Raw genomic sequence first — 24,694 nt, 5'->3', positions numbered from 1 at the left:
GGAGGAGAGGGTATGCCATCTACTGCTGTTGCGTTCAAAATAAACTGGAAGGAAAAAGGAACGGCAAAAAAAGGTGACGATCCGCATGAAGTAGTGGTTGCCGTCGGCCCGGCCTTCGGTGCGGCGATAAATAAGACGATCGTTCAAGTGGATCACGCGAGCGTGTTGCGAGAAGTTCTCGCCGGTATTGAAGAGCAGGGTGTAAAAGCACGTGTTATCCGCAGTCTTTCAACAGCGGATTTGGCATTTATGGCGCATCAGGCAGCTAAGCTTAGCGGTTCCGGTATTGGCATCGGCATTCAGTCGAGGGGGACGACCGTGATCCATCAACGAGATTTGGACCCGCTTAGCAATCTGGAACTGTTTCCCCAATCCCCGCTCATTACGTTGGAAACGTATCGGGCCATCGGGCGTAATGCTGCGATGTACGCGCTCGGTGAAAGCCCAAGTCCAGTGCCGGTTGTAAACGATCAAATGGCCCGTCCGAAATATCAGGCGGTAGCTGCCATTCTTTATCTCAAAGAATGCCAGTCGCTTATTCCGGACATGAAGCCAGTTGAGTTGGACGTTGAATTCACAATAAGGGAGCAGGGGGGAATGTAATGGAGGCACTTACTAGGGAACATTATCCGCTCGGTTTAAAAAAGCCGGATTTATTGCGAACACCAACTGGAAAACAGTATCGCGAGTTGACGCTGGATGCGGCGATTCGTGGGGAAGTACAGGCTGAAGATTTGCGGATCAGTTCAGAAACCCTGCAAATGCACGCACAAATTTGCGACAGTCTGGGCAAAACGCAACAGGCGAAAAATTTCCGCCGTGCAGCCGAACTTATCGGTATCTCTGATACGAGAATTCTTGAAATTTATCATGCATTGCGCCCGCGACGCTCAACCAAAGAGGAGCTTCTTGCCATCGCTGAAGAACTGGAGAAGCAATACGGTGCCAGAGAAAACGCTGCGCTTATACGCGAGGCCGCCAAAGTGTATGAAAAGCGGAATTTGCTAAGGCAAAGTGAGGAGTAACGGTGGATTCCCGAATTATTGCTGGTGTAGATATCGGAAATTCCTCGACAGAAGTAGCGCTTGCCTGTGTAGGAAACGGACGAGTCGAGTTTCTTTCTCAGTATTTGGTCAAAACAACCGGGGTTAAAGGAACGGTGGATAATGTCCTTGGAATTCGGCAGGCACTAAAGGAGGCTGCGGGAATGGCGGGCGTATCCTTTTCGGAAATTGCTGCGCTCTATCTGAATGATGCGGTTCCGGTTATCGGCGATTTGGCGATGGATGTGATAAGCGAAACGGTCATTACCGAATCATCTATGATCGGTCACAATCCAGATACACCCGGCGGCACCGGATTAGGAATCGGGACGACCGTGCAACTCGATGAACTTCCTGATACATGTGACGGTCAGGATTATATTGTAGTTATTCCTGAGGGAACTGACTACGAATGGGCGGCTGTAGAGGTAGCATTGCCTGGACATGTGATTCGCACGCTTAGCAACCCGTATGGTCTGGCAACCGTTTTCGGGTTAACGCCGGAGGAGACGAAACGGATCGCCCCAATTGCCCGGGCGCTTGTCGGTAATAGGTCCGCGGTTGTTATCCGCACACCGCAGGGGGAAGTGATAGAGCGGAAAGTGGAAGCTGGTCGCATCACTTTCCACGGTCAAAGAAACAAGGTAGAAGTATCGATAAACGACGGAGCTGACATAATTATGCAGGGAATGGAGAGAGCGGGGCAGTTGCTGGATGCGGTTGGAGAAGCTGGTACCAACGTAGGGGGGATGCTCAACGGATTACGCCAGAATCTGGCCGATGCAACCGGACAACCGTTTGACGCGATAACCATTGGCGATTTGCTGGCGGTCGATGCGATGATTCCGGTATCAGTTAGCGGGGCGATAGCAGGAGAACTTTCTATGGAAAGCGGTGTGGCCATTGCGTCCATGGTCAAGACGGGGCGGGTTCCGGTGCAGAAAGTGGCACAGGCCGCGGTCAAAGCATTTGAGAAGATGGCAACGCAGGTTAAGGCATAACTTTTCATTATGTAAAAAATGAAAAAAACAAGCTCGCGGTCATTGCCTGCGAGCTTGTCTTACTACAATAACCGCTTTTTCATAACATAATTCAAAAAAACCGAACCGTTGTGTTCTTTATTTTGGCTTTGTACGCACTGATAGCCCTGTGCTAAAAAGAACGGACGGGCTGTAATGCTCGCTTCTGCAAATACTTCCGTAAGACCGAGCGCTCTGGCTTCGGTTTCAAGCTGAGCTAACAAGCCGGAGCCTACGCCTTTGCGCTGAAAGTCTTTGTGCGCATACAGGCAATTGATATAGCCGTTGCGCGCCAAGTCGCCGAAGCCAATAATAACGCTATCTTGTTCGGCTACGTATGAGATATTATACGCAAGCATTTGTCCCCACTTATCGGCAGCCAGTGCTTCCGGAGCCCAAGCGTCTACCTGTTCTTTTGAATAGTCTCTGGCGTTAATCGTATGAACCGTATCGTAGAACAACTGCCGAATTTGTTCTGCGTCCTGTGGTTCAAATCTTCTAATCTTCATTTTTCTCCGTTTTTTCTTGTTTGGCCAGTTCGGTTATTTTTTGGAGCAGAATGTGCTGGGGCATATGCATAATCTGCTCAATCGGTATATTTAGCTTTTCAGATAGCATTTTAGCTGTTTCAAGTGAAATAGGGTTTGGTCTCATAGTATAAGCCTCCTCTTTTTATATCATACCATTATAGCAGACAAAAAAAGAACGACGCTAAGGTCGTTCCCGGTTAACATGACAGGGAGGAGAGAACCTCGCGCAGCTCACGGACAATCGTCTCCTGGTATTTCGTGCCTTCACCATACTCCGCAAGCATTTTTGCGCGCGCTTCTTTGATTTTTTCTTCGTAATCGGGCGCGTTGCGTACTACGTCGCCGCACCAATCGGCTGCAAGGATCAAACAACGCCAGTCACTCTTTTGGCGCAGAGATGTGAAAAACGCCTTTTCTCCTTTCGGCCACGTAAAGCGGTGGTACCAATCATGGAACACTTCCTTGTTTTTTGTCATTCCTTCCATAAATTGAGCCGGAGTCAATCCTGTGTTGAACTTTTCTTTCAAGTTTATGCCCACTATTAAAGCCTCCTTACAGGATATATATTTCCTAATGTTTCGACATTCTGTTTTGCCAAAGAGCATATATTATGTGTGTTTCGGTAAAAGAAAAAAACTCCTGCCTACAGATGTGCGATAAGGTTCTTGATTTTTTGGTGGCAATAAGGAAAAGTGTACATGTGCGGAAGAATGGTATATCGTACCAGGCGCACAATTACGACGGAAGCACGGGTGGAAGCGGAAAGCGGAACGTTGCTGGCGATGGCGACGGGAAGTTTTCGGGTGTTGAAATCATCAAGCGACACAAGCGATAGGAGGAAAATCAAAAGAAAAGAACGAGGCGATCTTATGCATGATTACGAACCGCCTCGTTTTTTATTCATTCCTTTTAAATATCCGAACAAAATTTATTGAACTCTTCACGCGAGACTTTGCATCGTCCATCCGGAAACAGGAGGTAGACGTCGTTCTCCGTTTCTTTAATCACCATGCCGTGTTGCGGCAGAATTTTATCGTAACCTTTTGTTGTACGGATTTGTACAAGTTTCATGACATACAACCTCCTCGTTTGGATTGGTTTTGTAATTAACATATTAACATTTCATTAATTTAATGTAAAGATTTTGTTAAAAAATATTCCAATCTATTGACAAACCTGTCTTTTTTGAGTTTTCATGGCTTTTCGCAAAGAAGAAGATTGGCCCGTATTATTCTTATATATATATATGAGATAAAATTTTTTAATTCCAAAGAAATTTCTATATCGTGGATATTTATTGGCAGTGGTTTTTCTATTCTGTAAAATAAAAAAATACAAAAAATAAAACGGCAGAGAGGGGAGAGGAAATGAAAGTTTCTTTGTTTATCACCTGTCTTTCAGATGTGTTTTTTCCACATGTTGGACAGAGTGTGGTAGAAGTATTAGAACGGTATGGAGTAGAAGTCGATTTTTCGCAGGCGCAAACGTGTTGCGGCCAGCCCGCGTACAATAGCGGTTACCATAAAGACGCTCGCAAAGCGGCGAAACACATGGTGGAAGTGTTCGGAGACAGCGAATATGTGGTTGCCCCTTCAGGTTCCTGTGTGGCGATGATTCGCCATTATTATCCTGAGTTGTTAAAAGACAATGCGCTCTGGTATAAGCGTGCTAAAGCGGTAGCCGAGAAAACATATGAGTTCTCCGAATTTCTTGTTCATGTGTTAAAAGTGGATAAAGTTGACGCCCATTTGCGGACGACTGCGACATATCATCACTCCTGTCATATGAGCCGCGGCCTTGGGCTTAAGCAAGAACCAGCGGCGCTGCTGTCGCAGGTGGAGGGTCTCAGAATGGAAGAGTTGCCCTATTGTCAGGATTGTTGTGGCTTCGGGGGAACGTTTGCAGCGAAAATGAGCGCGATTTCAGAAGCGATGGTAGATGAAAAAATTAAGCATATCGAAGAGACGGGAGCGAACGTCCTTATTGGCTCAGATATGGGGTGCTTAATGAACATTGGCGGACGGCTGCGCCGGAGTGGAAAAGAGATACAAGTGATGCATGTAGCCGAAGTGCTGGCGAGAGGAGGAACGAAATGAGCGGGCAACCGATCACGTTTTTTGGGCGTGTAGAAAAAGCGCTTGGTGATGAACAGCTGCGCAAAGCGGTGCCGTTTACGCAGGATAGGCTGCGCGCTGGTCGATTTCAGGCGGCGGACGAGCTGGGGAATATAGAAGAATGGCGCGATTTAGCGGCACAAATACGGGCCCATACGCTTGAAAATTTAGATAGCTATTTGGAACAGCTGGCGCTGAACGTAGAGAAGAACGGGGGGGATGTTCATTTTGCTTCTACGGCGGCGGATGCGGTAAATCACGTACTTCGCATCGCGCAAGAAAAAAACGCACGTTCCGTTGTGAAATCAAAATCCATGGTTTCGGAAGAGATTCACTTAAACAAGCACTTGGAAGCACAAGGGTTGCGCGTCATTGAATCCGACTTGGGCGAATATATTATCCAGCTGGCCAAAGAGACGCCCTCCCATTTGATCGCGCCCGCTATTCATAAAACGAGGGCGCAAGTAGCGGAGCTGTTTTCAGAAGTGGCGGGACGTGCGCTTTCGGATGAGACGGAAGTGTTGTGCCAGTTCGCGCGCGAAGAATTGAGACGCGAGTTTCTGGAAGCGGACATTGGCATTTCTGGCTGTAATTTCGCTGTAGCAGAATCAGGCTCAATTGTGTTAATCAGTAATGAAGGCAATGCGCGTCTGACGACGACACTGCCGAAGGTTCATATCGCCATTATGGGCATGGAGCGGCTTGTCCCGACTTGGAGCGAACTCGACATTGTGGTTTCGATGCTGACACGCAGCGCGACCGGACAAAAAATCAGCGTATACATGACGGTAATGAGCGGACCGCGGCGTCGTGGAGATATTGACGGGCCAGAGGAGTTTCACTTGATTGTGCTGGACAATGGGCGCTCCGACATTCTTGGCACGGCTTATCAAGAGGTGCTGAAATGCATTCGCTGTGGAGCTTGTTTAAATGTATGTCCGGTATACCGTCATATCGGCGGCCATGCGTACGGCGGCGTATACAGCGGACCGATCGGAGCTGTGTTGACACCGCTTTTCGAAGGGTACGAAGAATGGAAAGAGTTGCCGTATTCATCGAGCTTGTGCGGCGCCTGTACCGAAGTTTGTCCGGTCAAAATTCCGCTTCATGATTTGCTGATTGAGCACAGGAAAGATGAAGTGGAACAGGGACATGTCTCTTGGCAGGAGAAGTTTGCATTTAAAGTGTTCGGCTATTTAACCTCTCATCCTTCCCTGTACGACAAAGCGGTACGTACGGGGCACGTAGCCACCGGTTGGCTTGCGAAAGAAGGTGTCATCGAAAAGGGACCTGGCCTGCTTGCTGGTTGGACAAGCATACGCGATTTGCCGCGCCCGGCCAAGCAATCGTTTCGTGAATGGTGGAAGCAAGAGAAGGAGGGACGAGGACGTGACAATTAAGCAGCGGGAAGAATTTTTGGCACGGATCGCTAACCGCCTTGGACGTCCACGGCGCAGTGGAGTGATGCCGCCTGATTGGATGGTGAAACCGTATGTGCATTTGCATGCAGGGTTGAACCAGGAAACGTTAATCAAGCAGTTTATCGAAAACCTGCGGGCATTGCACACTGAAGTGCTACGGGCTTCGCGCGGGGAGCTCGGGAAGGCGTTGGAGCGTATTGTTGAAGATTCTGCGGCACGTTCTGTCGTTTATTGGAATGATGAACGGTTACAGAAGATTGGACTCGACGATTGGCTGACACAGCGCGGGATTGCGCATCAAGTTTGGGATGTTTTGTTAGATGAACAGGAACTCCGCCATTGTGCAGCAGGGGTTGATATGGGGATTGCATACGCCGAACTGGGATTGTCGGAAACAGGAACAGTTATGCTCTGGAATGGCGGCGGACGCGGTCGCTTGGTAAGCTTGCTTCCGCCTGTGTTTGTCGCTGTGCTTTCCGAAAATACGATCATTCCGCGTCTTACCGAAGCGATGGCGTATGTACGTGGGAAGATGTCAGAAGGATTGCCGGCTTGCATTAATTTTATTACGGGACCGAGCCGGACAGGGGATATTGAGGCAGATCTTGCGTTTGGTGTACACGGGCCTGGCAAGGTTTATGTCATACTGTTGCAAGAGCAAGAAAATATCTACGAATAAAGGGGACGAAAAGCTTATTTCTCTTTTAAAGATGAAACAAAAATAATAGAATAAAAATGAGATAGAAGCGGCACGCGGGCCGCTTTTTTCTTTGTTGGCTCGCGGAATAAAGACGATGTTTTCTTTCGCTTAATGCGCGAGCTGAGAGAAAGGAGAAAAGATGGATCAAGAAATGACATGGCTAATTGGCTACGCTGTGGTGATAAATGTAGCAGGGTTTATTTTGATGGGGGCTGACAAGCGGAGGGCCCGGCGCGGTTTGTGGCGGATTAAAGAAAAAACGCTGTTTCTTGCGGCGCTGCTCGGCGGAGCGGTTGGTTGTTTGGCGGGAATGTACACATTCAGGCATAAGACGAAGCATTGGCGGTTCGTTGCCGGGATTCCCACTATTTTGTTGCTGGAAATACTACTCGTATGGTTCTTGATGAATGAGAGGTAAACTTTGGACATGATGAAGAGAATTTTCATGAAGAAAAAAAGAATCGTATTTGGTGCGTGCGTATTTTTTTTGATTGCTATTTTTTTATTATACAAACCGATTTTAAATGGAATGGCACACTATCTTGTATATCCTGACAAAAAGCAAAAAAGCGATTATATCATTCTGCTTGGCGGAGAGAGGGATGGCCAGCGCACGCGTAAAGCGGCTGAATTATATAAAGCCGGGCTTGCACCCAAAATTATCGTATCGTCCGGCGCGCAAATTTCCTGGCGCACAACCGAGAGCAAAGAGATGGTGGCGCTGCTTAAGCAACTGGGTGTTCCGAATGAAGACATTATTCTTGAACAGAAATCGCGCAGCACGTACGAGAACGCATTGTATACGCGGGAATTGCTGAAAGGGAAAACGCTGCATCATAAGCGCATTACACTGGTAACGGACAACTGGCATACACGTCGCTCCATATTTATTTTCCGGAAGGTGTTTATGGACAGTGGGATCGAAGTGAATAGTGTTGCCTCTTATTCATTGGAAAAGGTGTGGCTGGACAACTGGTGGCAAGACCATGAAAGCACGCAGGAAATTTTAACGGAATGGGCGCGCCTGGTTGTATATTGGATTAAATACTAGCTTTCTTATGCTTTCTGGTGCGAATAATTTGGTAAGATGGAAATGAGTACGTAATCCAGCGTGAAAGGAAGATAGTATGGAGCAACTGAAGCAATACGGCATTCATCAGGTTACCGTACCGCTGCCGTTCCGTCTAAATCATGTACATTGCTACCTTGCACGTGTTGAGAATAAATGGACGGTTATCGATACGGGATTGAACCGTGAAGAAACGAAGCGGACGTGGCAGGCAGCGTTTCGTGAATACGGAATCGCGCCTGAAGATGTGGGAAGGATTATTCTTACGCATTATCATCCGGATCATTTTGGGTACGCAGGCGGCTTGCAGAAATGGACAGGCGCCGACGTTTACATAAGCGAAACTGCTCAAGACCGGGGGCTTTACGTCTGGACCGAAGAAAATTTTGAACGCAATGAACAATTTTATCTTGCCGCCGGAATGCCGGAGGAGTTGGTTCGTAAGCTCAGAGAAAATGACGATGCGTTTTACGGATTAGTTCGCCCGTTTCCTGAACAAACACAAATCATTCATGAGGGCGATACATACCGTATTGGAGAGCTTACATATGAAGCGATTCATACGCCCGGCCATGCGGAAGGACATATGTGTTTTTATAACAAAGAAGAAAAAGTATTGCTGGCAGGTGATCATCTGCTGAAGAAAATTACGCCTAATATATCTTACCATGGCTATGGAGACCCGAATCCGCTACGCACCTATCTTGCCTCGCTTGAAAAAATCAAGACATTGGAGATTTCACTTGTGGTGCCGGGGCACGGTCCTGTATTTACGGATGCGCAGGAAAGAATTGAAGAATTATTGCGCCATCATGAAGAACGGCTGGCCTTCGTGCTGGAACAAGTTCGGGGTGAAATGACGGCTTATCAGGTTTCGCAACAATTGTTTTCCCGTGTTCTGACCGTGCATGAGCAACGGTTTGCTATTGGTGAAACCATCGCCCACCTTTCGTATCTGGAGGAAAAAGGGGAATTGGAGCTGTGCCGCGATACAACTCCGTACGTGTATAAAAGGAGATAAGCAAAGGAAAAACTCGCGGGCTCTGCCTGCGAGTTTTTCCTTCTAACTTGCTTGCAAAAATATGATTGGTAAATCATTGGCCTGAATGTACAAAAAGAGAAAAAACCCGGGAAGACCCGGGATATTAGTCAGCATATAAAAGAATTTATTCCGCTTTCGGTGCGGCATTTTTGATGCTTTCCGGCATATCGGCGAACTTCTCGAAGTTTTTAATGAACAGATCGGCAAGTTTCTTTGCCTGCGCATCATATGCTTCTTTATCTGTCCATGTGTTGCGAGGATTGAGAATTTCGGATGGTACGCCTGGGCAGTTCTTCGGCATAAGAACGCCGAATACCGGATGGCTTACGAATTCCTCTTTATCCAGTTCACCGTTCAGCGCGGCGGTTATCATCGCGCGGGTATATGGTAAATTCATGCGTTTGCCGACACCGTACGGTCCGCCGGACCAACCAGTGTTTACAAGATATACTTTCGCCTTATGCTTGTCGATCTTTTCACCCAGCATTTCTGCGTATACGCGAGGCGGGAGCGGAAGAAATGGGGCACCAAAGCAGGTAGAGAACGTCGCTTCCGGCTCGGTTACGCCGCGTTCTGTTCCAGCAAGCTTGCTAGTGTAGCCAGACAAGAAATGGAACATTGCCTGTTCTTTTGTTAATTTTGCGATGGGCGGCAGCACGCCGAACGCGTCCGCAGTCAGGAAGATAATAACGTTCGGATGCCCGGCCACGCTCGGAATTAGAGCGTTCGGAATATAATGCAGCGGATAAGCCGCACGTGTATTTTCCGTCAGGCTGTTGTCATTATAATCAGCTTCGTGCGTTTTTTCATTGATTACAACATTTTCAAGTACAGAACCGAATTTAATTGCATTGAAAATTTCAGGTTCTTTTTCAGCGGATAGGTTAATGCATTTTGCGTAGCAGCCGCCTTCGATGTTGAATACGCCGTCATCTGACCAGCCATGTTCGTCATCCCCGATTAGTTTACGATCCGGATCAGCGGACAGCGTCGTTTTGCCTGTACCGGAAAGACCAAAGAATAGCGCCACATCCCCGTCTTTTCCCATATTGGCAGAGCAGTGCATAGAAAGCACGCCTTTTTGCGGTAACAGGTAGTTCATAACGGAGAAGATGGATTTCTTCATTTCGCCTGCGTAACGCGTGCCGCCGATAAGTACGATTTTTTTCGCAAAGTTAATAATGATGAACGTTTCAGAGTTCGTGCCATGAATTTTTGGATCAGCTTCAAATGTTGGGGCGCTGATTACTGTGAATTCAGGTGTGTGAGTTTTCAGCTCTTCTTCCGTCGGACGAATAAAGAGCTGGTGCGCGAACAGGTTATGCCATGCAAATTCGTTTACCACGCGGATTGGCAGACGGTAGCGTTTATCGGCGCCGGCGAAACCGTCAAAGACGAGCAATTCTTTTCCGTACAGGTAGTTGATAACGTCTTGGTATAGTTTATCGAACTTTTCTTCGGAAATTGGCTGATTTACGGTACCCCATGCGATTTTATCATGTACGGAAGGTTCGTCTACAATAAATTTGTCTTTCGGGGAACGACCTGTATATTTTCCGGTTTTAGCAGTGAGCGCACCTGTGGAGGTCAGTTGGCTGCGTTTGCGTAGAACAGCCATTTCAACAAGCTGTGCTACGGATAAATTAAAATGTACATTCTCTCCGTTGAGAATATCCTTCAACTCTTTGTTTGTTTGTGTTTCCATTTTCCCTATCCTTTCCTGCATTCTTTCATTATTATCGAAAGATTAGTATGTCACTTATACAGTTATTAGTATGTCTTAATAATAGTATGCTTTCCTCCATTGTGCAACCTTTCCGCGAAAAATTCCTAAGAAGTTGCTGGTTTTTAAAAGGAATATTAAAGAAATGTTAAGATAAAGCGGTCATTCAGAAGAAATGTTCTAAATTCGATGAAATATTACAAAAAATGACCGGATGTTTCATTTTTCATCCGCTTTTTTTTATGATAAGATAACTTTACAATTAAATATTCGTTGCAATGCCACCACGAAGTTAACTTCTCGCATGATTTGTAGCCCTATTTCTTGTAAGTGTATAACAAGAAGGAGGATGGAAGAGTGCTGAGAAATAAGGAACTGTCAGGTGTTTCGAAGCCGTTGAGTCTGGTGGAAGAAATTTTAACAAAACAGGGGTTCCAGCGCAAGGGAAGCAAGGAAGAGCCGGTGTTTCGGATTCATATGCGGGATGCCTCGACCAATAAAATATACGCGCTGGAGATTCCTTTTAAAGAAGAAGGAACCAGTTCCGAACGTATTGCCCGTTTTGGTGAACCGTATATTGCTGTAAGTTCGTCTTCGGCTATGCACAATGGAGGGATTGATGATATTCCGCTCTCCATCTCCTGGGCTGCGGAAAGCAAATTGGCGGAGGTGGCTGATTATTTAGCGACGGCATACCGTTCCAATCATGCAGGATAACTGTAAGTGACAGATATATCAAAACCTCTCCCGCAGTGGAGAGGTTTTTTATTTACCAATTGTTGGAGAGGAAAAATTTGTGAAAGGTTTACCTGCAATGATATAAAGCTGTCATTTGGCTTTTCGGAGGAAAAAGGGCGAGAGGCAACGCCCGGGAGTTTTTCTAACATAGAGTGAGGAATTGGCTTCCTCGTCCGTAGAATGATAATGGAAAGACGGTGGAGGATAAAAACGGATGAAGGTTTATCATGAGGCTTGGCCTGTCGAAGAAGAAAGAGGCAGCGTTGTGATTATCCACGGTGCAGGAGAATATTTTGGACGTTACCATTGGGTGGCGGAAAAATTAAATGAAGCTGGCTATTCAGTATTTGGCGGGGATTTACCGGGATTAGGCCGTTCAGAGGGACGCAGGGGTCACATTGACACCTTTGACGAATATTTGGCGGCTGTTGATGATTGGCTTGCAGCGGCTCATGACAGAAAGCGTCCTGTGTTTTTGCTCGGACACAGCATGGGAGGGCTTATTGTAGTGAGGTATGTAGAAGACAGAAGGCCGGATGTGGATGGGCTCGTTCTTTCTTCTCCTTGCCTTGGAATTGCACGTAAGATTCCCCCGGTTTTGGAACGTTTTGCTTCGCTTTTAAATAAGGTAGCGCCCGGCGTTCGGCTTTCCACAGGAATTAAAGCGGAAGCGATTAGTCGGGATGAAGCTGTAACGATGAAATACGTAAATGATCCGTTCATCACGATGAAAGTGAGCGTACGCTGGTATAAAGAACTGAAAAAAGCGGTTCGGCTTGCTCATGAAGAAATAGACGCGTATCCCAATATTCCTACGCTTGTGATGCAGGCAGGGGCCGATCAGATTGTTCGTCCTTCCGCTACGAGGGAGTGGGTAAGAAAGTTGCCTGTTGATGCAAAGAAATACATAGAGTGGCCGGAGTGTTACCATGAGATTTTCAATGAACCGGAGAGAGAAGAAGTGGTAGCGGCTATGCTTGAATGGATGAAAATTATAGCGTAGGCGTAAGTAGTGGGAGTGTTCAATATAGTAGAGAGGAACGATGACAGAAAAAATATTGCGAAGAAAGGACTTGCATAATTTACTAAACTTTATTATCGTTGTTTTAGCTATAGGCAAAAAAAGAAACTTTTCTTTTTGCCAAAGCGTCAAAAAATAGACTACTAGTTTAGGAGAAAGCTGGAGGTGCGAGATTCCTATATGTCGCAGGAACTATCTCGCAAAGCGAGTAAAAGCAAAGAAAAAGCTCGCAAAGCGAAACGGAAGCGAAAGTGGTTGACTATTTTTACTATTATATTATTTATTATGGGCGGCTCGGCGACCGCCGCGTATTTGAAGTTTCAAAGCTTTATACATAATATTCAGGATAAAGCCGAGCTGTCGACGAAAGAGGCTGGTGTGGCCAAAGCAGAAACGATTTATGAAGCGGATAAGCCGATGTCAATTGTGCTGCTCGGCAAAGACTCACGCGGAGAAAATGAGGAGTACGGAGGCGGTCTGACAGATGTTATGATTTTGATGACGCTGAATCCGGAAACGAAGAAAATCACAATGCTTTCTATTCCGCGTGATACACGGGTTGTTATTCCGGGAGAAACGCTTGATCATAAGATTAACTTCGTATATAAGCGTGGCGAGATGATGCGTGAAGAAGCGGAACAAAAAAAGGAAGAGCCAGAAGAGACCGGGGTTTCACTGGTAAAAAAAACGCTTGAGAGTATCTATGGTATTCCGGTTAATAATTATGTGCTTATCGACTTCGAAGGATTTAGAAAAGGGATTGACGCGCTTGGTGGCATTGAGGTCAATGTGGATCGCAGGCTTGTATATCACGACCCGACGGACGGGACGAGCATTGATTTAAATCCCGGATTGCAAACATTAAATGGGAAGCAGGCGCTTGACTTTGTACGTCATCGCCACGATGATCGCGGCCTGAAATATTATTCAACCGATTATGAGCGAAATGATCGACAGGTGGCTGTTATCCAGGCGGCAATGGAAAAGATGAAGTCGTTTTCAGGTATCGCGAATTTCTTTAAAGTGTTGGATGCGGTTGGAGAAAATGTAAAGACCGACCTTTCCCTTGAGCAAATGAAGGCACTTGCTATGACATTCGGCAAACTTGACGCCTCCAGCATTGTAAAGCTTGAGAATACGGGCGTTGATTGGGATGCTAAAACAAGTCGCACAATTATCCCGCAGGAAACGTTGGACAAAAACCGGGTTGCGCTGCAATTGTCCATGGGTATTGATCCTTCTACGGTAACCAGCTATAATGATTCACCGGCTGGCGGAAGAACTCGTTCTAAAAAAACGCTTGGTGAAGAAGAGATAAAGAAAACCGCTGCAGAAGGAGAAAAAAAGCCAGCCCATTCGAAGCGAGGCGAAGCCTGGAAAGAAGAGGAGCCCAAGAAGCAAACAAGAAAGACAAAATCGAGCGAGGAAGAGGATAAGCACAGCAAATCTTCTGAACGCAAGAAAAAATCATCCGATAATGACAGTGAACATAACAAAGAGAGTAATCGGTTAGACCGGGAAAAGTCGGTAAGTGAAAACGTATCTTCTCATTCTAAAAACGAGCGTCCGGATGCACCGGAGGCCCCGACTCCGCCGGAGGCTCCTGAGGAGCCTCGTGTTCCAAAGGTTGAGGGAAATAAGGATGAAAAGTAAGCGAAAAAAGAGAGCCAAACTTGGCTCTCTTTTTTCGCTTTACACGTTGACTCCATATTTCGCTTGCTTTGCGGCCTTTTCACGCTCGGATTTTTTCAGATATTTTTTGCGTAAACGGATCGATTGCGGCGTTACCTCACAATATTCATCGTCATTCAGGTATTCCAGCGCCTCTTCCAATGTCATGATGCGCGGCGTTTTCAGTTTTACCGTCTCTTCCTTTGTCGCGGAACGAACATTGGTGGCGTGCTTCTCTTTACAGATGTTGACCACCAAATCATTGTCGCGGTTGTGTTCACCAACAATCATACCTTCGTAAATCTCCGTTCCTGGATTCACAAATAGGGTGCCACGGTCTTCTACGCTCAGCATGCCGTATGTGGTGGCTGTACCATCAATCATAGATACGAGAACACCTGCACGGCGTCCGCCGATACTTCCAGATACAACTGGACGGTAACTGTCGAATGAATGGTTCATAATGCCGTATCCACGCGTTTGGGTCAAAAATTCAGTCCGGTAACCAATAAGCCCGCGGGATGGGATTAGAAATTCCAGGCGTACAGAACCAAAACCATTGTTTACCATATTAATCATTTCTGCTTTGCGCGCGCCGAGAGATTCCATAACAGCTCCTGTATATTCCTCTGGAACGTCAATGATAAGACGTTCGGTTGGCTCGCATTTTACGCCGTCGATTTCCCGGATAATGACTTCAGGTTTAGATACTTGAAGCTCATACCCCTCACGGCGCATATTTTCAATCAGGATGGACAGATGTAATTCCCCACGCCCGGATACAGTAAATTGCTCTGGTGTTACTTCTTCGACGCGCAGGCTAACGTCCGTTTCCAGTTCAGCCATCAGACGCTCGCGCAGTTTGCGGGAAGTTACGTGTTTCCCTTCGCGTCCGGCAAATGGGCTATTGTTGACGAGGAACGACATTTGTAGGGTCGGCTCGTCAATTTTTAGCAGCGGTAATGCTTCCGGCTGTTCCGCATCCGCGATTGTTTCTCCGACATTAATATCTTCCACTCCAGCAACCGCGATAATATCTCCGGATTTTGCTTCTTCAATTTCAATTCGTTTCAATCCGCTAAATCCGAACAGTTTATTGATGCGTACTTGCTTGATGGAGCCGTCACGTTTGATGTGGGCGACCGTATCGCCTTTGCGGATGGTTCCTCTGTGAATGCGCCCAATACCAATTCGGCCAATGTAATCATTGTAGTCAAGCATGGTTACCTGGAATTGCAGCGGGGCGTCAGCATCGCCACCAGGACCTGGGATATGCTCTAGGATGGTATCGAACAGAGCTCGTAGATCGCTATCCTGTTTATCCGGTTCTATGCTTGCGGTTCCGTTAATGCCAGAAGCATAAACAATCGGGAAATCTAATTGTTCTTCTGTAGCGTCCAAGTCGATAAAGAGGTCATACACTTCGTCGACCACTTCCGCTGGACGTGCATTTTCGCGGTCGATTTTATTAATGACAAGAATGGGTGTTACGTTTTGCTCGAGCGCTTTCTTTAGTACGAAGCGCGTTTGAGGCATACAACCTTCGAACGCATCCACAACGAGCAGGACACCGTCTACCATTTTCATGATACGCTCCACTTCGCCGCCGAAATCGGCATGTCCGGGCGTATCCAGAATGTTAATGGTCACGTCTTTATACGTAATCGCGGTATTTTTAGCAAGAATTGTAATTCCGCGTTCCCGTTCTAGATCATTCGAATCCATTACCCGCTCTTGCACCTGTTCGTTAGAGCGGAAGGTTCCGGATTGGATCAACATTTTGTCGACCAGTGTCGTTTTTCCGTGGTCGACGTGGGCAATAATCGCGATGTTGCGAATATCGTGGCGTATACTCATACAGTATGAAAGCTCCTTTCCATATTTCCGCTTGTAGCGGGCAACATGCAGGTTCAATTATACCATGCATATTTCGTATTATAAAACGGTACGGTGTTTTCCGCCTACTTCTTTTTTGGATATTAAGGAAGTTTCCCTATCAAAAAAAGCCTTCCGGAAGCCGGAAGGCAGGGAGGTTAGAGTGTATAATCTGGGGGGTTCACTATATAGCATACGAAACGAAATGGAAAAAGGTTTCGTTTTTTGTCATCATCAAACGCGCTCTCTATCCACACTTACATAAAAGGAGTATACTGTTATAGGTGTGGAATTAAGAGTGTCAACTGCCCAATTATGACCGTTTTCATTATACAATCGTTTTTAAGTTTTTAGTGGATGGAAACGAGGGATTTACGCAAAACATGAAAAAGAAATGAACAACAGATTGAAAAGGGAACATGCTCATCTTCGCAGGAAGAAGGCGCTGTTCTTTCTCATTTGGAAAGGAGAGAGAGTCGGTGGATGCTTTTATTATATTAGCAATTATTATTGCGCTCGGTATTTTTTCAAAAAATGCGGCAGTCTGGATCGCGTCCGGCGCGCTTATTGTGTTCAGGTTACTTCCGAACGAGCAACTGTTGAACTGGACGAACCAATATGCGGTCAAAATTGGCATCGCCATTCTTACAATGGGGGTACTTGCACCAATCGCACTGGGGAAAATTACAATAGCAAACTTGCTTGATACCGTAAAAAGCGGAGCGGGTATTTTGGCGATAATTATAGGGATTGGTGTGGCTTATCTTGGCGGAAAGGGAACTGGCCTGCTGGCTGCTCAACCTCAAATTGTAACAGGACTGATGGTTGGGACAATTATTGGTGTTGCGTTTTTTCGCGGTGTTCCGGTGGGACCGCTTATTGCTGCAGGTATACTGGCCCTGTTTGCGAATTTGCTAAAGTGATTTATACTTTCTGTATGGAGGTTAAGAGTAATGAATCAAGCCCAACCAACAACACTCCCATTGATGTGGGGGGATAAAAGATACCATACATGGAATTACCATTTGCGTCAGCAATTTGGTGATAAAGTGTTCAAAGTGATGCTTGACGCAGGATTTACTTGCCCGAACCGAGACGGTACGATCGCGATCGGCGGTTGCACATTCTGTAGTGCCCGGGGATCGGGAGATTTCGCCGGTTGGCGCCGTGATGATTTGGTGACACAGTTTAATGAGGTAAAAGAAAGACAGCATAAAAAATGGCCGAATGCTAAGTACATCGGATACTTTCAGGCATACAGCAACACATATGCTCCGGTAGATGTACTGCGGGATTACTATGAAGTAATTCTGAAGCAGGAAGGCGTGGTCGGGCTCTCCATTGCGACGCGTCCAGATTGCCTGCCGGATGATGTGGTGGAACTTTTGGCGGAGATAAACGAGAGGACGTATCTTTGGATCGAACTCGGTCTGCAAACGATTCACGAATCAACATCAAAATTGATTAACCGCGCGCACGATACGGCTTGTTACTATGAAGGCGTAGAGAAACTGCGCAAGCATAATATTCGTGTATGCTCACATATCATTTTTGGTCTGCCGGGCGAAACGGAGGAAATGATGATGGAGACCGTGCAGGCAGTGGCCAATATGGATGTACAGGGAATCAAGATTCATTTGTTACATTTGCTGCGCAAAACACCGATGGTAAAGCAGTATGAAGCTGGTCTAGTGAAATTTTTAGAGAGAGATCAGTACGTTCGTCTTGTCGTAGACGCGCTTGAAATCTTGCCGCCGGAAATGATTGTCCACCGCTTAACGGGAGATGGGCCACCGGATTTGCTTATCGGTCCGATGTGGAGCCGGAAAAAATGGGAAGTGTTGAACGCGATTGATGCGGAATTAAAGCGCAGAGACACGTGGCAAGGAAAGAAATTTGCTCGGAAATGGTAATAAAGCCCGGAATACGGCTACGTATAGCCGCATTCCGGGCTTTTAGTTTTCTTCTTATTTATTTTTATTTGTATTCTACGCGATGCAATTCGGAACAAAACTGATAAACAAAGTTAGCTAACCGGCAAAGGAGTAGGGGTCGGCTTGGCAAATCCTTCTTTATATTTGTTGTCGATATATTTACGGATGTCCAGCAGGCTTTTGCCTTCCTGCTTCATCATGATCGATTCTGCCGCGATATGAAGGCAATTCACACAAGTCGTCCCATGCGAATTCCATACGATCTTGCCGTCCGGCTTTACTTCGTGAATGAAACAATCGCGGTTGCTTTTGTGTCCTACGCTTTCGCCACATCCGCAATAGCAGGCTATATTTTCTACCACTTTGTAATTGTGCCCAACCGCCTGATACACTTTGGCGACTTGCGGATCGAAATCTTTGAGAAATGATGGAAGCTGGTCTGGGCCGGCTGTTGTTTCCAAAATGTCTCCTCCCGGCAATTGTTGCTGATGAGCCGCATGTCCGCCTTGGTCTGGCTGCTCTTCCTTGGACGAGCAGCCCGTAAGTGCTCCTGTAAGCAGCATAAAAGCGCAGGCAGCAAATAAAAGTTTTTTTGTTCTATGCATCATGCTCAGTTTCCCTCTCTTCCGCCAAATTTCTTTTCGTAATTTTCAATGAAGAAATTAGCTAGTGAATCTTGCGACAAAATACTCCCATTCTTCTTCCGTGTCCGTATTCATAATTTCGTCATACACTTCCAGCAACCATCCTTCTTCATCTTCTGGTTCGGGGAGCGAATTTCCGGTCATCAATTCCGCCGCTCGATTATCATATCGCCACTTTTCTTTATAGAGGGACAGAAGGGGAGTGATAGCTTCTTTTAATAGCGCAGTTTCGCGCAACGGGTCCCGTTCTACTCGTGTTTCGTACAGTTCAAGGTATTCTTCCTGCGTTTTTGGCTTTGTTCCCTCTTTTAGTTCTTCACCGAGAAATATGGCATGCCTTGCTTTATCCAGAAAGCCGCGAATCTGCTCCTTGTTCATACATCTCCCTCCATCGTTATTATTACATTTCAGTCTTGTCTGTAACTGATAACTATAGTAGCGTATTTTGCATAAAGAATCGACTGGAGATAGAGACGTAATATGAAGAAAGAGGGAAAAAATGAATCGAAGAAGTTTTTTAAAGCGTCTTATTGCTGGGTTTGGTGGACTGATGCTGCTTATAGGCTTGGATGCTCTGTTTATTGAGCGGCGTCAGCTTTTGTGGCACGATATGACGATTTCGTTGCCGGAGCTGCCAAAAGCTTTTGAAGGAATGCGCATTGCACACTTTTCAGACATGCATCTTGGACACGGCTTGACCGCGGAAGACATTAAGCCGCTTGTCTCCCGGATAAATGAAGCGCGGCCGGACATCGTTGCGTTTACGGGAGATTTAGTTGATGATGGAATGGAAGAACTGGAAGCGGCAGCGGATGTGTTGGCAGGCCTCCAGGCTCCTTACGGCAAATATGCGGTATTGGGAAATCATGATGTGCGCGGAAAAGCGGACCCGGACCGGATTATCCAGGCATACCGTGCGGCGGGATTCGTGCCACTTGTTAACGAACATGTAAAGATTACGCACGAAAGAACAGGGCAAAGTATTTGGATTGCGGGTTTAGATGATTTTTGGAGGAAGCCGAATTGGAACAAAACGTTTGCTGATATTCCGGAAGGCGGTTGTACAATCGCATTAATTCATGAGCCGGATTTAGCCGATCTTGCGAAAGATTATGGTGTTTGCTTGCAACTTTCGGGGCACAGTCACGGTGGGCAGATTCGCTTTCCGTTTGTAGGAGGTATATTATACCCGCCATATGGCCGAAAATATCCCGATGGTTTGCAGAAGGTGGAGAATAGTTCCATGTTTGTCCATACTTCACGCGGCATCGGTACGACGATTCTGCCGATTCGCTTTTTGTGCCGTCCGGAATGGCACGTTCTTACCTTGAGTCGTTTCACGAATTTGTGATAATTAGGTGGGCTTATTTTATGTATTTTTTTCAATTTTCGTTTATAATAAGATTATGAATGTCTATATAAGGAGAGAGCACGTATGTTTACAAACATCGGATTTCCCGGCGTTATTTTAATTCTTGTAATTGCGCTCATCGTGTTTGGCCCCAAGAAATTGCCTGAAATCGGACGTGCGTTTGGACAGACATTGAAAGAATTTAAAAATTCGGCGCGTGAGTTGACGTTAGATGATGATGATGACAAAAAGACATCGCAGTTAAAAGAAATTAAATAAAGAAATGAAGGGTGCATAAGCATCCTTTTTTGTTGTATTAAGAATATAGTTGCGGAAAAAAGCGAGCGGGCATAAGTCTGCGAGTTTCCCTATTTGATAAGTTCTTTTACTTTTTATAGCAAGGGAGCTATAATAAAATATAGTAGCGATAAAGTAACGGTAAGCAGTTGAAGACTCGGCTCTGGTTTGTCCCTTACACGTACGGTGTGTTAGGGCTTTTTGTGTTTGGTCAGCTTTAGGCGAAAGGAAGGTGAGTATATTTATGGAAATATGGAAGCGGAATTTATATATATTGTGGTTTGCCCAGTTTATGGTGCTTGCCGCTATGAATTTGATCATTCCGTTTTTGCCGATGTTTTTGCAACATGATTTGGGCGTCAGCGATCCGGTTGCGGCTCAGCGCTGGACCGGTTGGATTTTTGGGGCGAACTTTCTGACTGCATTTCTGCTGGCGCCGGTCTGGGGCAAGCTTGCTGACAGAGCTGGGCGCAAAGTGATGCTGATTCGTTCCAGTATCGGAATGTCACTTGTGACGTTCTGCATGGGATTTGTTGCTTCGCCTGTGCAACTGCTTGTCCTCCGTCTGCTTAACGGTTTAATTTCTGGATTTGTGCCCGCGGCTGTAGCGCTTGTATCTACCAATACACCGAAAGAAAAGACCGGCTACGCGCTTGGTTTTTTGCAGTCCGGCGCGGTCGCAGGAACGATTCTTGGCCCATTGCTTGGCGGACTTTTGGCGGAATGGGTTACTTTTCGCGACATTTTCCGCATCACCGGGATGATGCTGTTTGGTGCCTCGATGCTGGTTATTCTTTTCGTTAGGGAAATCAACAAGCCGCAGCCGAAGTCAAAAGCGGCGATAGAGACAAAAGAAGAAAAAGGATTCCGCAAAATTTTGCACACATCTCCCCTGCCAGGATTGTTTTTGACTGGTTTCTTGATTCAATTTGCAATAATGAGCACGAATCCATTCATGTCTTCGTACGTACAGGAATTATGGGACAGCGGAGCGTTTGTGTCGCTTATGGTAGGCATCGTCATTTCGGCTTCAGGCATTTCCACCATGCTATTTGCGCCTCTGCTTGGTAGGTGGGGTGACAAAATCGGTTCACAGTACGTATTATTAATTTGCCTTATCGGTGCAGTTGTCTTTTTTATTCCGCAGGGTCTTGTGCATTCCGTCTGGCCTTTGATTATCCTCAGATTCCTGCTTGGCATGTGTATAGGTGGCCTTGTGCCTTCGGTCAATAACCTTATTCGCAAGTATGCGCCGGAAGGGATGGAGAGCCAGACGTTTGCATACAGTACGAGCGCGATGAATCTGGGGAATTTGCTTGGTCCGATAGCAGGTGGGATGTTGAGCGGCTTCATTGGTTTGCACGGTCTATTTTTTATGGCCGCTTCGCTATTTTTGATGAACACCTTGTGGGTGAAATATACGTTGCACCGTACGGAAACGCCGCGTACTTTGCTCGCTCATATGTTGCATTCAAAATGAGAAAAACTCGCAAGTGGTTCCTCATTTGCGATAAAAAACGGCCGGGAGATTCGCATTCCCGGCCATTTTTAGAATGGAATAAAATAATATGTTAATTTTTGTTATTTTAGAAGATCGGCATACGGAGAAAGGTCGATTTGGTTTGCTTCAAGTGCCGTTACCGCCCGGCTTTTGTCCGGTGCGGCCATAATATAGCCGCGCACAACGTGATCCTTGTTTACTTCTTCGGCCCCTGCCTGCTGGGCTACTTGCTCGACTTTACTTTTGATTGATTTTTTTGCCATTGGTCGCACAAATACCGGCAGCGGTTTCATAAGTTCATCAAGAAGTTGGGCTGACTCATCCTGCCATTTCATGATTTTTTGAACATCCTTTCTGGATTCATAATCGTCCTTATTATTATACCTGCAACAGGAGAAAAATAGAAGGTTACCCATTTTTATTCGCTATGAAGGAGGGCTTCAATTTCCTGTACAGTGCGCTCTCCCCAGTACGTAGCGAGCAAACTGCGGGCCCATGTCCATGCTGGAACGTAGCCTTCAGGCGCAAAGTAGTTTTTTGGTGAGCCGGCGGGGCGGCGTTTTGGATTGACGCATGCGTAATTTTTCCTATAATAATCGCCCCACCGGCTAAAACTTTCTGTTTCGCGGATGGCTGCCGTGATTAAAAGACCGAGGTCGCACTCGATGATTTCGAGAGGGAACAAAGAGCAGCTAAAAGGTTTAATTTGGGATGGGTTCATTCCTTTATCCAGCGCGTACTTATGGATGGCGCAGATACGCTTTCCATTTTCTTCTATTAAATAAAGACAATTTTCTTCAAACGTACGGATAGAAGAATAGTAGTTCGTATGGATCGTTTTCTCGAACACCCCTTTTTCCCTTGCTTCTTGCGCGCGCCCGTCGTTCGTATACGTTTCCAAGATCGTAAACGCATGTTTTTCAAATAGCGCCAGGTTATCGCCGTGCATGGAGTAGGGCTGCCCCTTTTCGCAGCAATTGTGGCCGTGCACGAGATGGCAGTGGAAGCAATCAAGATTTACCGGGGTAAGCAGGGCATTTATATCAATTAAGTACGAACCGTGTCGGAGAATGGTTTTCCCGAGACGTGGCACGATGTATTCATATACTGCTAACGATTCGGCGAATCCTAGTTCTTCCGGTGTGCCATAATAACGACTGCGCATAAACATCACACTTTCGTTTCGTAATTCTTACTTATAATAATCAAAAAAGCTTCTTATAGCTACCCTCTATGTGATATGATATACTTTACAGAAAAAAATAATCAATTGCGAATAATCGCTCAAAGGAGCTACTGAGAGATTAAGAGAAGGGGAGAATGATGGAACAATGAAAACTCAGATATTTATTTATGATACAACACTGAGGGATGGCACCCAGGGAGAAGGTGTCAGTCTCTCGGTGGATGACAAACTGAAAATCGCAAAAAAACTCGATCAGCTTGGTGTCCATTATATTGAAGGTGGCTGGCCGGGAAGCAATCCAAAGGATATGGAGTTTTTTTTACGGGCAAAAGAACTGAAGCTGAAACACGCGAAGATTACGGCGTTTGGCAGTACACGCCGCTTTGGCGTAACGGCGGAAGCAGATGCAAATTTGAATATGATTCTCAAGAGCGGAGTCGAAGCTGTTGCAATTTTTGGGAAAAGCTGGGACTTTCATGTGACTGAAGCGCTCGGTACGACGCTGGAGGAAAATTTGAGCATGATTTATGAATCGGTTCGCTTTCTGAAAGACAAAGGTTTGGAAGTCATTTACGATGCTGAACACTTTTTTGATGGCTACAAGCACAATCCGGAATATGCGATGGTAACGATCCGCAAAGCCATGGAGGCCGGAGCGGACTGGTTGACGCTTTGCGACACGAACGGTGGTTCCTTGCCGCATGAAATCAGCGAGATTGTAGCGCGAGTATGCGAAGAAGTAGGAACGAAGATCGGCATTCATTGCCATAACGACGGAGAGCTGGCAGTGGCGAATTCCCTGGCAGCGGTGGCGGCGGGAGCAACGCAAGTTCAGGGAACAATCAATGGATTGGGAGAACGATGCGGCAATGCCAATCTGATTTCTATTATTCCGAATCTTCAGTTAAAGCTTGGCTATGCTTGTGTATCGGACGAACAATTGAAGCAGTTGACCAACACGTCGCGCTATGTGTATGAAATTGCAAACATCGTACCCCAGAACACACAGCCATTTGTAGGTCAGAGCGCCTTTGCGCATAAAGGTGGAATGCATGTGAGCGCGATTTTGAAAGACGCGGAAACGTACGAGCATATTAAACCGGAAACAGTAGGAAACACGCGTCGGGTATTGGTGTCAGAATTATCTGGACAAAGCAATTTGCTGTTTAAAGCGCAGGAACTGAATATTGATTTAGACAAAAATAAACCGGAAGGGCGCGCCATTATCCAGAAGGTAAAAGAGCTTGAATACCAGGGGTACCAGTACGAAGGTGCAGAAGCTTCGTTTGAACTGCTGGTGCGTAAAGGACTCGGCGATTATGAAGAAGTATTTACCGTCGAGTCATTTAAAGTTTTGATGGAAAAGATCGGGGAACAGGACGTTGTAACAGAAGCGACCGTCAAGGTGAAGGTAAATGGACAGACCGTACATACGGTAGCGGAAGGAAACGGGCCGGTTAATGCGCTGGACAATGCGCTGCGCAAAGCGCTTGAAGTATTCTTTCCTGATCTTAAGGAAATGTATTTGACCGATTATAAAGTACGCGTGTTAAGTGAACACGAGGCGACTGCTTCAAAAGTGCGTGTGCTGGTAGAATCAACAAAAGATGGCCGCGATAGTTGGAGTACGGTCGGCGTGTCGACAAACGTAATCGAAGCAAGTTGGGAAGCGCTGCTTGACAGTATGCGTTACGCGCTTTTGGGGCGCCATGAAGAAGCGGTGGACATCCAGCTGGAAGAGAAGGAACGTCTGGGAATTTTAAATCATTGATGACAAGAGGATGAAGAAGGGGAAGGGGAGAAACGATCCGAACA

29 protein-coding genes are annotated in these 24,694 nt (G+C 46.3%); 19 read left to right on the top strand and 10 right to left on the bottom strand.

Annotated elements, in window-relative coordinates; genetic code table 11:
- Positions 1-12: 12 nt before the first annotated feature.
- From ACH33_RS14425 to ACH33_RS14415, 3 genes are read left to right on the top strand one after another with little or no spacing between them, the layout of a single operon-like run.
- Complete coding sequence (locus tag ACH33_RS14425) at positions 13-603, top strand: propanediol/glycerol family dehydratase medium subunit (RefSeq protein WP_057899646.1); 591 nt, start codon at positions 13-15, stop codon at positions 601-603.
- A complete protein-coding gene (locus tag ACH33_RS14420) occupies positions 603-1,025 on the top strand; it encodes a diol dehydratase small subunit (RefSeq protein ID WP_057899645.1) in 423 nt (140 codons plus the stop codon). Before ACH33_RS14425 ends, ACH33_RS14420 begins: the two co-directional genes overlap by 1 nt.
- A 2-nt stretch (positions 1,026-1,027) precedes the next feature.
- Positions 1,028-2,044: a diol dehydratase reactivase ATPase-like domain-containing protein gene (locus ACH33_RS14415; protein WP_057899644.1), complete on the top strand. Its 1,017-nt coding sequence runs from the start codon at positions 1,028-1,030 to the stop codon at positions 2,042-2,044.
- Between the two features lie 62 nt (positions 2,045-2,106).
- On the opposite strand, the gene ACH33_RS14410 is transcribed toward ACH33_RS14415, so the two are convergent.
- The 3 genes from ACH33_RS14410 to ACH33_RS14405 form a co-directional block, all read right to left on the bottom strand.
- On the bottom strand, positions 2,107-2,571 hold the full coding sequence (locus ACH33_RS14410; protein ID WP_057899643.1) for a GNAT family N-acetyltransferase: 465 nt from the start codon (positions 2,569-2,571) through the stop codon (positions 2,107-2,109).
- Positions 2,561-2,716, bottom strand: coding sequence for a YycC family protein (locus ACH33_RS18810; protein WP_082706085.1), 156 nt, complete (start codon positions 2,714-2,716; stop codon positions 2,561-2,563). Before ACH33_RS18810 ends, ACH33_RS14410 begins: the two co-directional genes overlap by 11 nt.
- Before the next feature lie 73 nt (positions 2,717-2,789).
- Positions 2,790-3,131, bottom strand: coding sequence for a thioredoxin family protein (locus ACH33_RS14405; RefSeq protein ID WP_057899642.1), 342 nt, complete (start codon positions 3,129-3,131; stop codon positions 2,790-2,792).
- A 159-nt stretch (positions 3,132-3,290) separates the two neighbouring features.
- Here ACH33_RS14405 and ACH33_RS14400 point away from each other — a divergent pair, with 159 nt between their 5' ends.
- On the top strand, positions 3,291-3,527 hold the full coding sequence (locus tag ACH33_RS14400) for a hotdog family protein (RefSeq protein WP_057899641.1): 237 nt from the start codon (positions 3,291-3,293) through the stop codon (positions 3,525-3,527).
- Here ACH33_RS14400 and ACH33_RS19455 read toward each other — a convergent pair.
- Positions 3,502-3,663 (bottom strand): hypothetical protein, encoded by a 162-nt coding sequence (locus tag ACH33_RS19455; protein ID WP_156424084.1) that lies wholly within the window; start codon positions 3,661-3,663, stop codon positions 3,502-3,504. The genes ACH33_RS14400 and ACH33_RS19455 overlap by 26 nt on opposite strands.
- Positions 3,664-3,959: 296 nt before the next feature.
- Between ACH33_RS19455 and ACH33_RS14395 the strand changes: the two genes are divergently transcribed.
- The 6 genes from ACH33_RS14395 to ACH33_RS14370 all read left to right on the top strand — a co-directional run bounded on the left by ACH33_RS14395 (position 3,960) and on the right by ACH33_RS14370 (position 8,917).
- A complete protein-coding gene (locus ACH33_RS14395) occupies positions 3,960-4,688 on the top strand; it encodes a (Fe-S)-binding protein (protein WP_057899640.1) in 729 nt (242 codons plus the stop codon).
- Complete coding sequence (locus ACH33_RS14390; RefSeq protein WP_057899639.1) at positions 4,685-6,106, top strand: LutB/LldF family L-lactate oxidation iron-sulfur protein; 1,422 nt, start codon at positions 4,685-4,687, stop codon at positions 6,104-6,106. The genes ACH33_RS14395 and ACH33_RS14390 overlap by 4 nt, the downstream gene beginning before the upstream one ends.
- Entirely contained in the window at positions 6,096-6,806 is a 711-nt protein-coding gene (locus tag ACH33_RS14385; protein WP_057899638.1) for a LutC/YkgG family protein, read from the top strand. The genes ACH33_RS14390 and ACH33_RS14385 overlap by 11 nt, the downstream gene beginning before the upstream one ends.
- 160 nt (positions 6,807-6,966) lie before the next feature.
- On the top strand, positions 6,967-7,245 hold the full coding sequence (locus tag ACH33_RS14380) for a DUF1294 domain-containing protein (protein WP_057899637.1): 279 nt from the start codon (positions 6,967-6,969) through the stop codon (positions 7,243-7,245).
- Positions 7,246-7,272: 27 nt separating this feature from the next.
- The gene (locus ACH33_RS14375) at positions 7,273-7,878 is read left to right on the top strand and encodes a YdcF family protein (RefSeq protein ID WP_057899636.1); all 606 of its coding nucleotides are present in this window, start codon (positions 7,273-7,275) and stop codon (positions 7,876-7,878) included.
- A 76-nt stretch (positions 7,879-7,954) separates the two neighbouring features.
- Positions 7,955-8,917, top strand: coding sequence for an MBL fold metallo-hydrolase (locus ACH33_RS14370; RefSeq protein ID WP_057899635.1), 963 nt, complete (start codon positions 7,955-7,957; stop codon positions 8,915-8,917).
- Between the two features lie 145 nt (positions 8,918-9,062).
- Here ACH33_RS14370 and pckA read toward each other — a convergent pair whose 3' ends face one another.
- Positions 9,063-10,643: a phosphoenolpyruvate carboxykinase (ATP) gene (gene pckA / locus ACH33_RS14365; protein ID WP_057899634.1), complete on the bottom strand. Its 1,581-nt coding sequence runs from the start codon at positions 10,641-10,643 to the stop codon at positions 9,063-9,065.
- Between the two features lie 375 nt (positions 10,644-11,018).
- On the opposite strand from pckA, the gene ACH33_RS14360 reads away from it, so the two are divergent.
- The 3 genes from ACH33_RS14360 (at position 11,019) to ACH33_RS14350 (ending at position 14,073) form a co-directional block, all read left to right on the top strand.
- Positions 11,019-11,378, top strand: a complete 360-nt coding sequence (locus ACH33_RS14360) for a hypothetical protein (RefSeq protein ID WP_057899633.1) — start codon at positions 11,019-11,021, stop codon at positions 11,376-11,378.
- Positions 11,379-11,613: 235 nt separating this feature from the next.
- Positions 11,614-12,402 (top strand): alpha/beta hydrolase, encoded by a 789-nt coding sequence (locus ACH33_RS14355; RefSeq protein WP_057899632.1) that lies wholly within the window; start codon positions 11,614-11,616, stop codon positions 12,400-12,402.
- Positions 12,403-12,600: 198 nt separating this feature from the next.
- Complete coding sequence (locus ACH33_RS14350) at positions 12,601-14,073, top strand: LCP family protein (protein ID WP_139184888.1); 1,473 nt, start codon at positions 12,601-12,603, stop codon at positions 14,071-14,073.
- A gap of 39 nt (positions 14,074-14,112) precedes the next feature.
- Here ACH33_RS14350 and typA read toward each other — a convergent pair whose 3' ends face one another.
- A complete protein-coding gene (typA, locus tag ACH33_RS14345; protein WP_057899630.1) occupies positions 14,113-15,948 on the bottom strand; it encodes a translational GTPase TypA in 1,836 nt (611 codons plus the stop codon).
- 497 nt (positions 15,949-16,445) lie between these two features.
- On the opposite strand from typA, the gene ACH33_RS14340 reads away from it, so the two are divergent.
- Entirely contained in the window at positions 16,446-16,889 is a 444-nt protein-coding gene (locus ACH33_RS14340) for a DUF441 domain-containing protein (RefSeq protein ID WP_204244840.1), read from the top strand.
- Positions 16,890-16,919: 30 nt separating this feature from the next.
- Positions 16,920-17,879, top strand: a complete 960-nt coding sequence (locus ACH33_RS14335) for a tRNA modification radical SAM protein MnmL/YtqA (protein WP_057899628.1) — start codon at positions 16,920-16,922, stop codon at positions 17,877-17,879.
- Positions 17,880-17,992: 113 nt separating this feature from the next.
- Here the strand turns inward: ACH33_RS14335 and ACH33_RS14330 are convergent, their stop codons facing one another.
- Together ACH33_RS14330 and ACH33_RS14325 are read right to left on the bottom strand one after the other, a co-directional pair.
- Entirely contained in the window at positions 17,993-18,505 is a 513-nt protein-coding gene (locus ACH33_RS14330; protein WP_057900405.1) for a PCYCGC motif-containing (lipo)protein, read from the bottom strand.
- 57 nt (positions 18,506-18,562) lie between these two features.
- On the bottom strand, positions 18,563-18,922 hold the full coding sequence (locus tag ACH33_RS14325) for a hypothetical protein (protein ID WP_057899627.1): 360 nt from the start codon (positions 18,920-18,922) through the stop codon (positions 18,563-18,565).
- Between the two features lie 121 nt (positions 18,923-19,043).
- On the opposite strand from ACH33_RS14325, the gene ACH33_RS14320 reads away from it, so the two are divergent.
- From ACH33_RS14320 to ACH33_RS14310, 3 genes are all read left to right on the top strand, one after another.
- On the top strand, positions 19,044-19,895 hold the full coding sequence (locus ACH33_RS14320) for a metallophosphoesterase (RefSeq protein WP_057899626.1): 852 nt from the start codon (positions 19,044-19,046) through the stop codon (positions 19,893-19,895).
- Between the two features lie 84 nt (positions 19,896-19,979).
- Positions 19,980-20,174: a twin-arginine translocase TatA/TatE family subunit gene (locus ACH33_RS14315; protein ID WP_057899625.1), complete on the top strand. Its 195-nt coding sequence runs from the start codon at positions 19,980-19,982 to the stop codon at positions 20,172-20,174.
- A 262-nt stretch (positions 20,175-20,436) separates the two neighbouring features.
- Positions 20,437-21,672, top strand: a complete 1,236-nt coding sequence (locus ACH33_RS14310; protein ID WP_057899624.1) for an MFS transporter — start codon at positions 20,437-20,439, stop codon at positions 21,670-21,672.
- Positions 21,673-21,773: 101 nt separating this feature from the next.
- Here ACH33_RS14310 and ACH33_RS14305 read toward each other — a convergent pair whose 3' ends face one another.
- Both ACH33_RS14305 and ACH33_RS14300 read right to left on the bottom strand, forming a co-directional pair.
- Complete coding sequence (locus ACH33_RS14305; protein WP_057899623.1) at positions 21,774-22,028, bottom strand: DUF2621 family protein; 255 nt, start codon at positions 22,026-22,028, stop codon at positions 21,774-21,776.
- Positions 22,029-22,111: 83 nt separating this feature from the next.
- Complete coding sequence (locus ACH33_RS14300) at positions 22,112-22,858, bottom strand: DUF3109 family protein (protein WP_162265042.1); 747 nt, start codon at positions 22,856-22,858, stop codon at positions 22,112-22,114.
- Between the two features lie 166 nt (positions 22,859-23,024).
- On the opposite strand from ACH33_RS14300, the gene cimA reads away from it, so the two are divergent.
- On the top strand, positions 23,025-24,650 hold the full coding sequence (gene cimA / locus ACH33_RS14295; RefSeq protein ID WP_057899621.1) for a citramalate synthase: 1,626 nt from the start codon (positions 23,025-23,027) through the stop codon (positions 24,648-24,650).
- Positions 24,651-24,694 lie beyond the last annotated feature (44 nt).

The organism is Aneurinibacillus sp. XH2 (assembly GCF_001439585.2).
Classification (GTDB): Bacteria; Bacillota; Bacilli; order Aneurinibacillales; family Aneurinibacillaceae; genus Aneurinibacillus; species Aneurinibacillus thermoaerophilus.
The sequence above is the reverse complement of the archived record's forward strand: the minus strand, read 5'-3'. Positions and strand labels throughout refer to the sequence as shown.

Coding starts and splice junctions, on each gene's coding strand:
- ACH33_RS14400 (WP_057899641.1), top strand. CDS start 3,291: ATGTGCGGAAGAATGGTATATCGTACCAGGCGCACAATTACGACGGAA.
- ACH33_RS18810 (WP_082706085.1), bottom strand. CDS start 2,716: ATGAGACCAAACCCTATTTCACTTGAAACAGCTAAAATGCTATCTGAA.
- ACH33_RS19455 (WP_156424084.1), bottom strand. CDS start 3,663: ATGAAACTTGTACAAATCCGTACAACAAAAGGTTACGATAAAATTCTG.
- ACH33_RS14395 (WP_057899640.1), top strand. CDS start 3,960: ATGAAAGTTTCTTTGTTTATCACCTGTCTTTCAGATGTGTTTTTTCCA.
- ACH33_RS14315 (WP_057899625.1), top strand. CDS start 19,980: ATGTTTACAAACATCGGATTTCCCGGCGTTATTTTAATTCTTGTAATT.
- ACH33_RS14420 (WP_057899645.1), top strand. CDS start 603: ATGGAGGCACTTACTAGGGAACATTATCCGCTCGGTTTAAAAAAGCCG.
- cimA (WP_057899621.1), top strand. CDS start 23,025: ATGAAAACTCAGATATTTATTTATGATACAACACTGAGGGATGGCACC.
- ACH33_RS14410 (WP_057899643.1), bottom strand. CDS start 2,571: ATGAAGATTAGAAGATTTGAACCACAGGACGCAGAACAAATTCGGCAG.
- typA (WP_057899630.1), bottom strand. CDS start 15,948: ATGAGTATACGCCACGATATTCGCAACATCGCGATTATTGCCCACGTC.
- ACH33_RS14320 (WP_057899626.1), top strand. CDS start 19,044: ATGAATCGAAGAAGTTTTTTAAAGCGTCTTATTGCTGGGTTTGGTGGA.
- ACH33_RS14370 (WP_057899635.1), top strand. CDS start 7,955: ATGGAGCAACTGAAGCAATACGGCATTCATCAGGTTACCGTACCGCTG.
- ACH33_RS14380 (WP_057899637.1), top strand. CDS start 6,967: ATGGATCAAGAAATGACATGGCTAATTGGCTACGCTGTGGTGATAAAT.
- ACH33_RS14425 (WP_057899646.1), top strand. CDS start 13: ATGCCATCTACTGCTGTTGCGTTCAAAATAAACTGGAAGGAAAAAGGA.
- ACH33_RS14355 (WP_057899632.1), top strand. CDS start 11,614: ATGAAGGTTTATCATGAGGCTTGGCCTGTCGAAGAAGAAAGAGGCAGC.
- ACH33_RS14305 (WP_057899623.1), bottom strand. CDS start 22,028: ATGAAATGGCAGGATGAGTCAGCCCAACTTCTTGATGAACTTATGAAA.
- ACH33_RS14310 (WP_057899624.1), top strand. CDS start 20,437: ATGGAAATATGGAAGCGGAATTTATATATATTGTGGTTTGCCCAGTTT.
- pckA (WP_057899634.1), bottom strand. CDS start 10,643: ATGGAAACACAAACAAACAAAGAGTTGAAGGATATTCTCAACGGAGAG.
- ACH33_RS14375 (WP_057899636.1), top strand. CDS start 7,273: ATGAAGAAAAAAAGAATCGTATTTGGTGCGTGCGTATTTTTTTTGATT.
- ACH33_RS14300 (WP_162265042.1), bottom strand. CDS start 22,858: ATGCGCAGTCGTTATTATGGCACACCGGAAGAACTAGGATTCGCCGAA.
- ACH33_RS14390 (WP_057899639.1), top strand. CDS start 4,685: ATGAGCGGGCAACCGATCACGTTTTTTGGGCGTGTAGAAAAAGCGCTT.
- ACH33_RS14335 (WP_057899628.1), top strand. CDS start 16,920: ATGAATCAAGCCCAACCAACAACACTCCCATTGATGTGGGGGGATAAA.
- ACH33_RS14325 (WP_057899627.1), bottom strand. CDS start 18,922: ATGAACAAGGAGCAGATTCGCGGCTTTCTGGATAAAGCAAGGCATGCC.
- ACH33_RS14330 (WP_057900405.1), bottom strand. CDS start 18,505: ATGCATAGAACAAAAAAACTTTTATTTGCTGCCTGCGCTTTTATGCTG.
- ACH33_RS14350 (WP_139184888.1), top strand. CDS start 12,601: ATGTCGCAGGAACTATCTCGCAAAGCGAGTAAAAGCAAAGAAAAAGCT.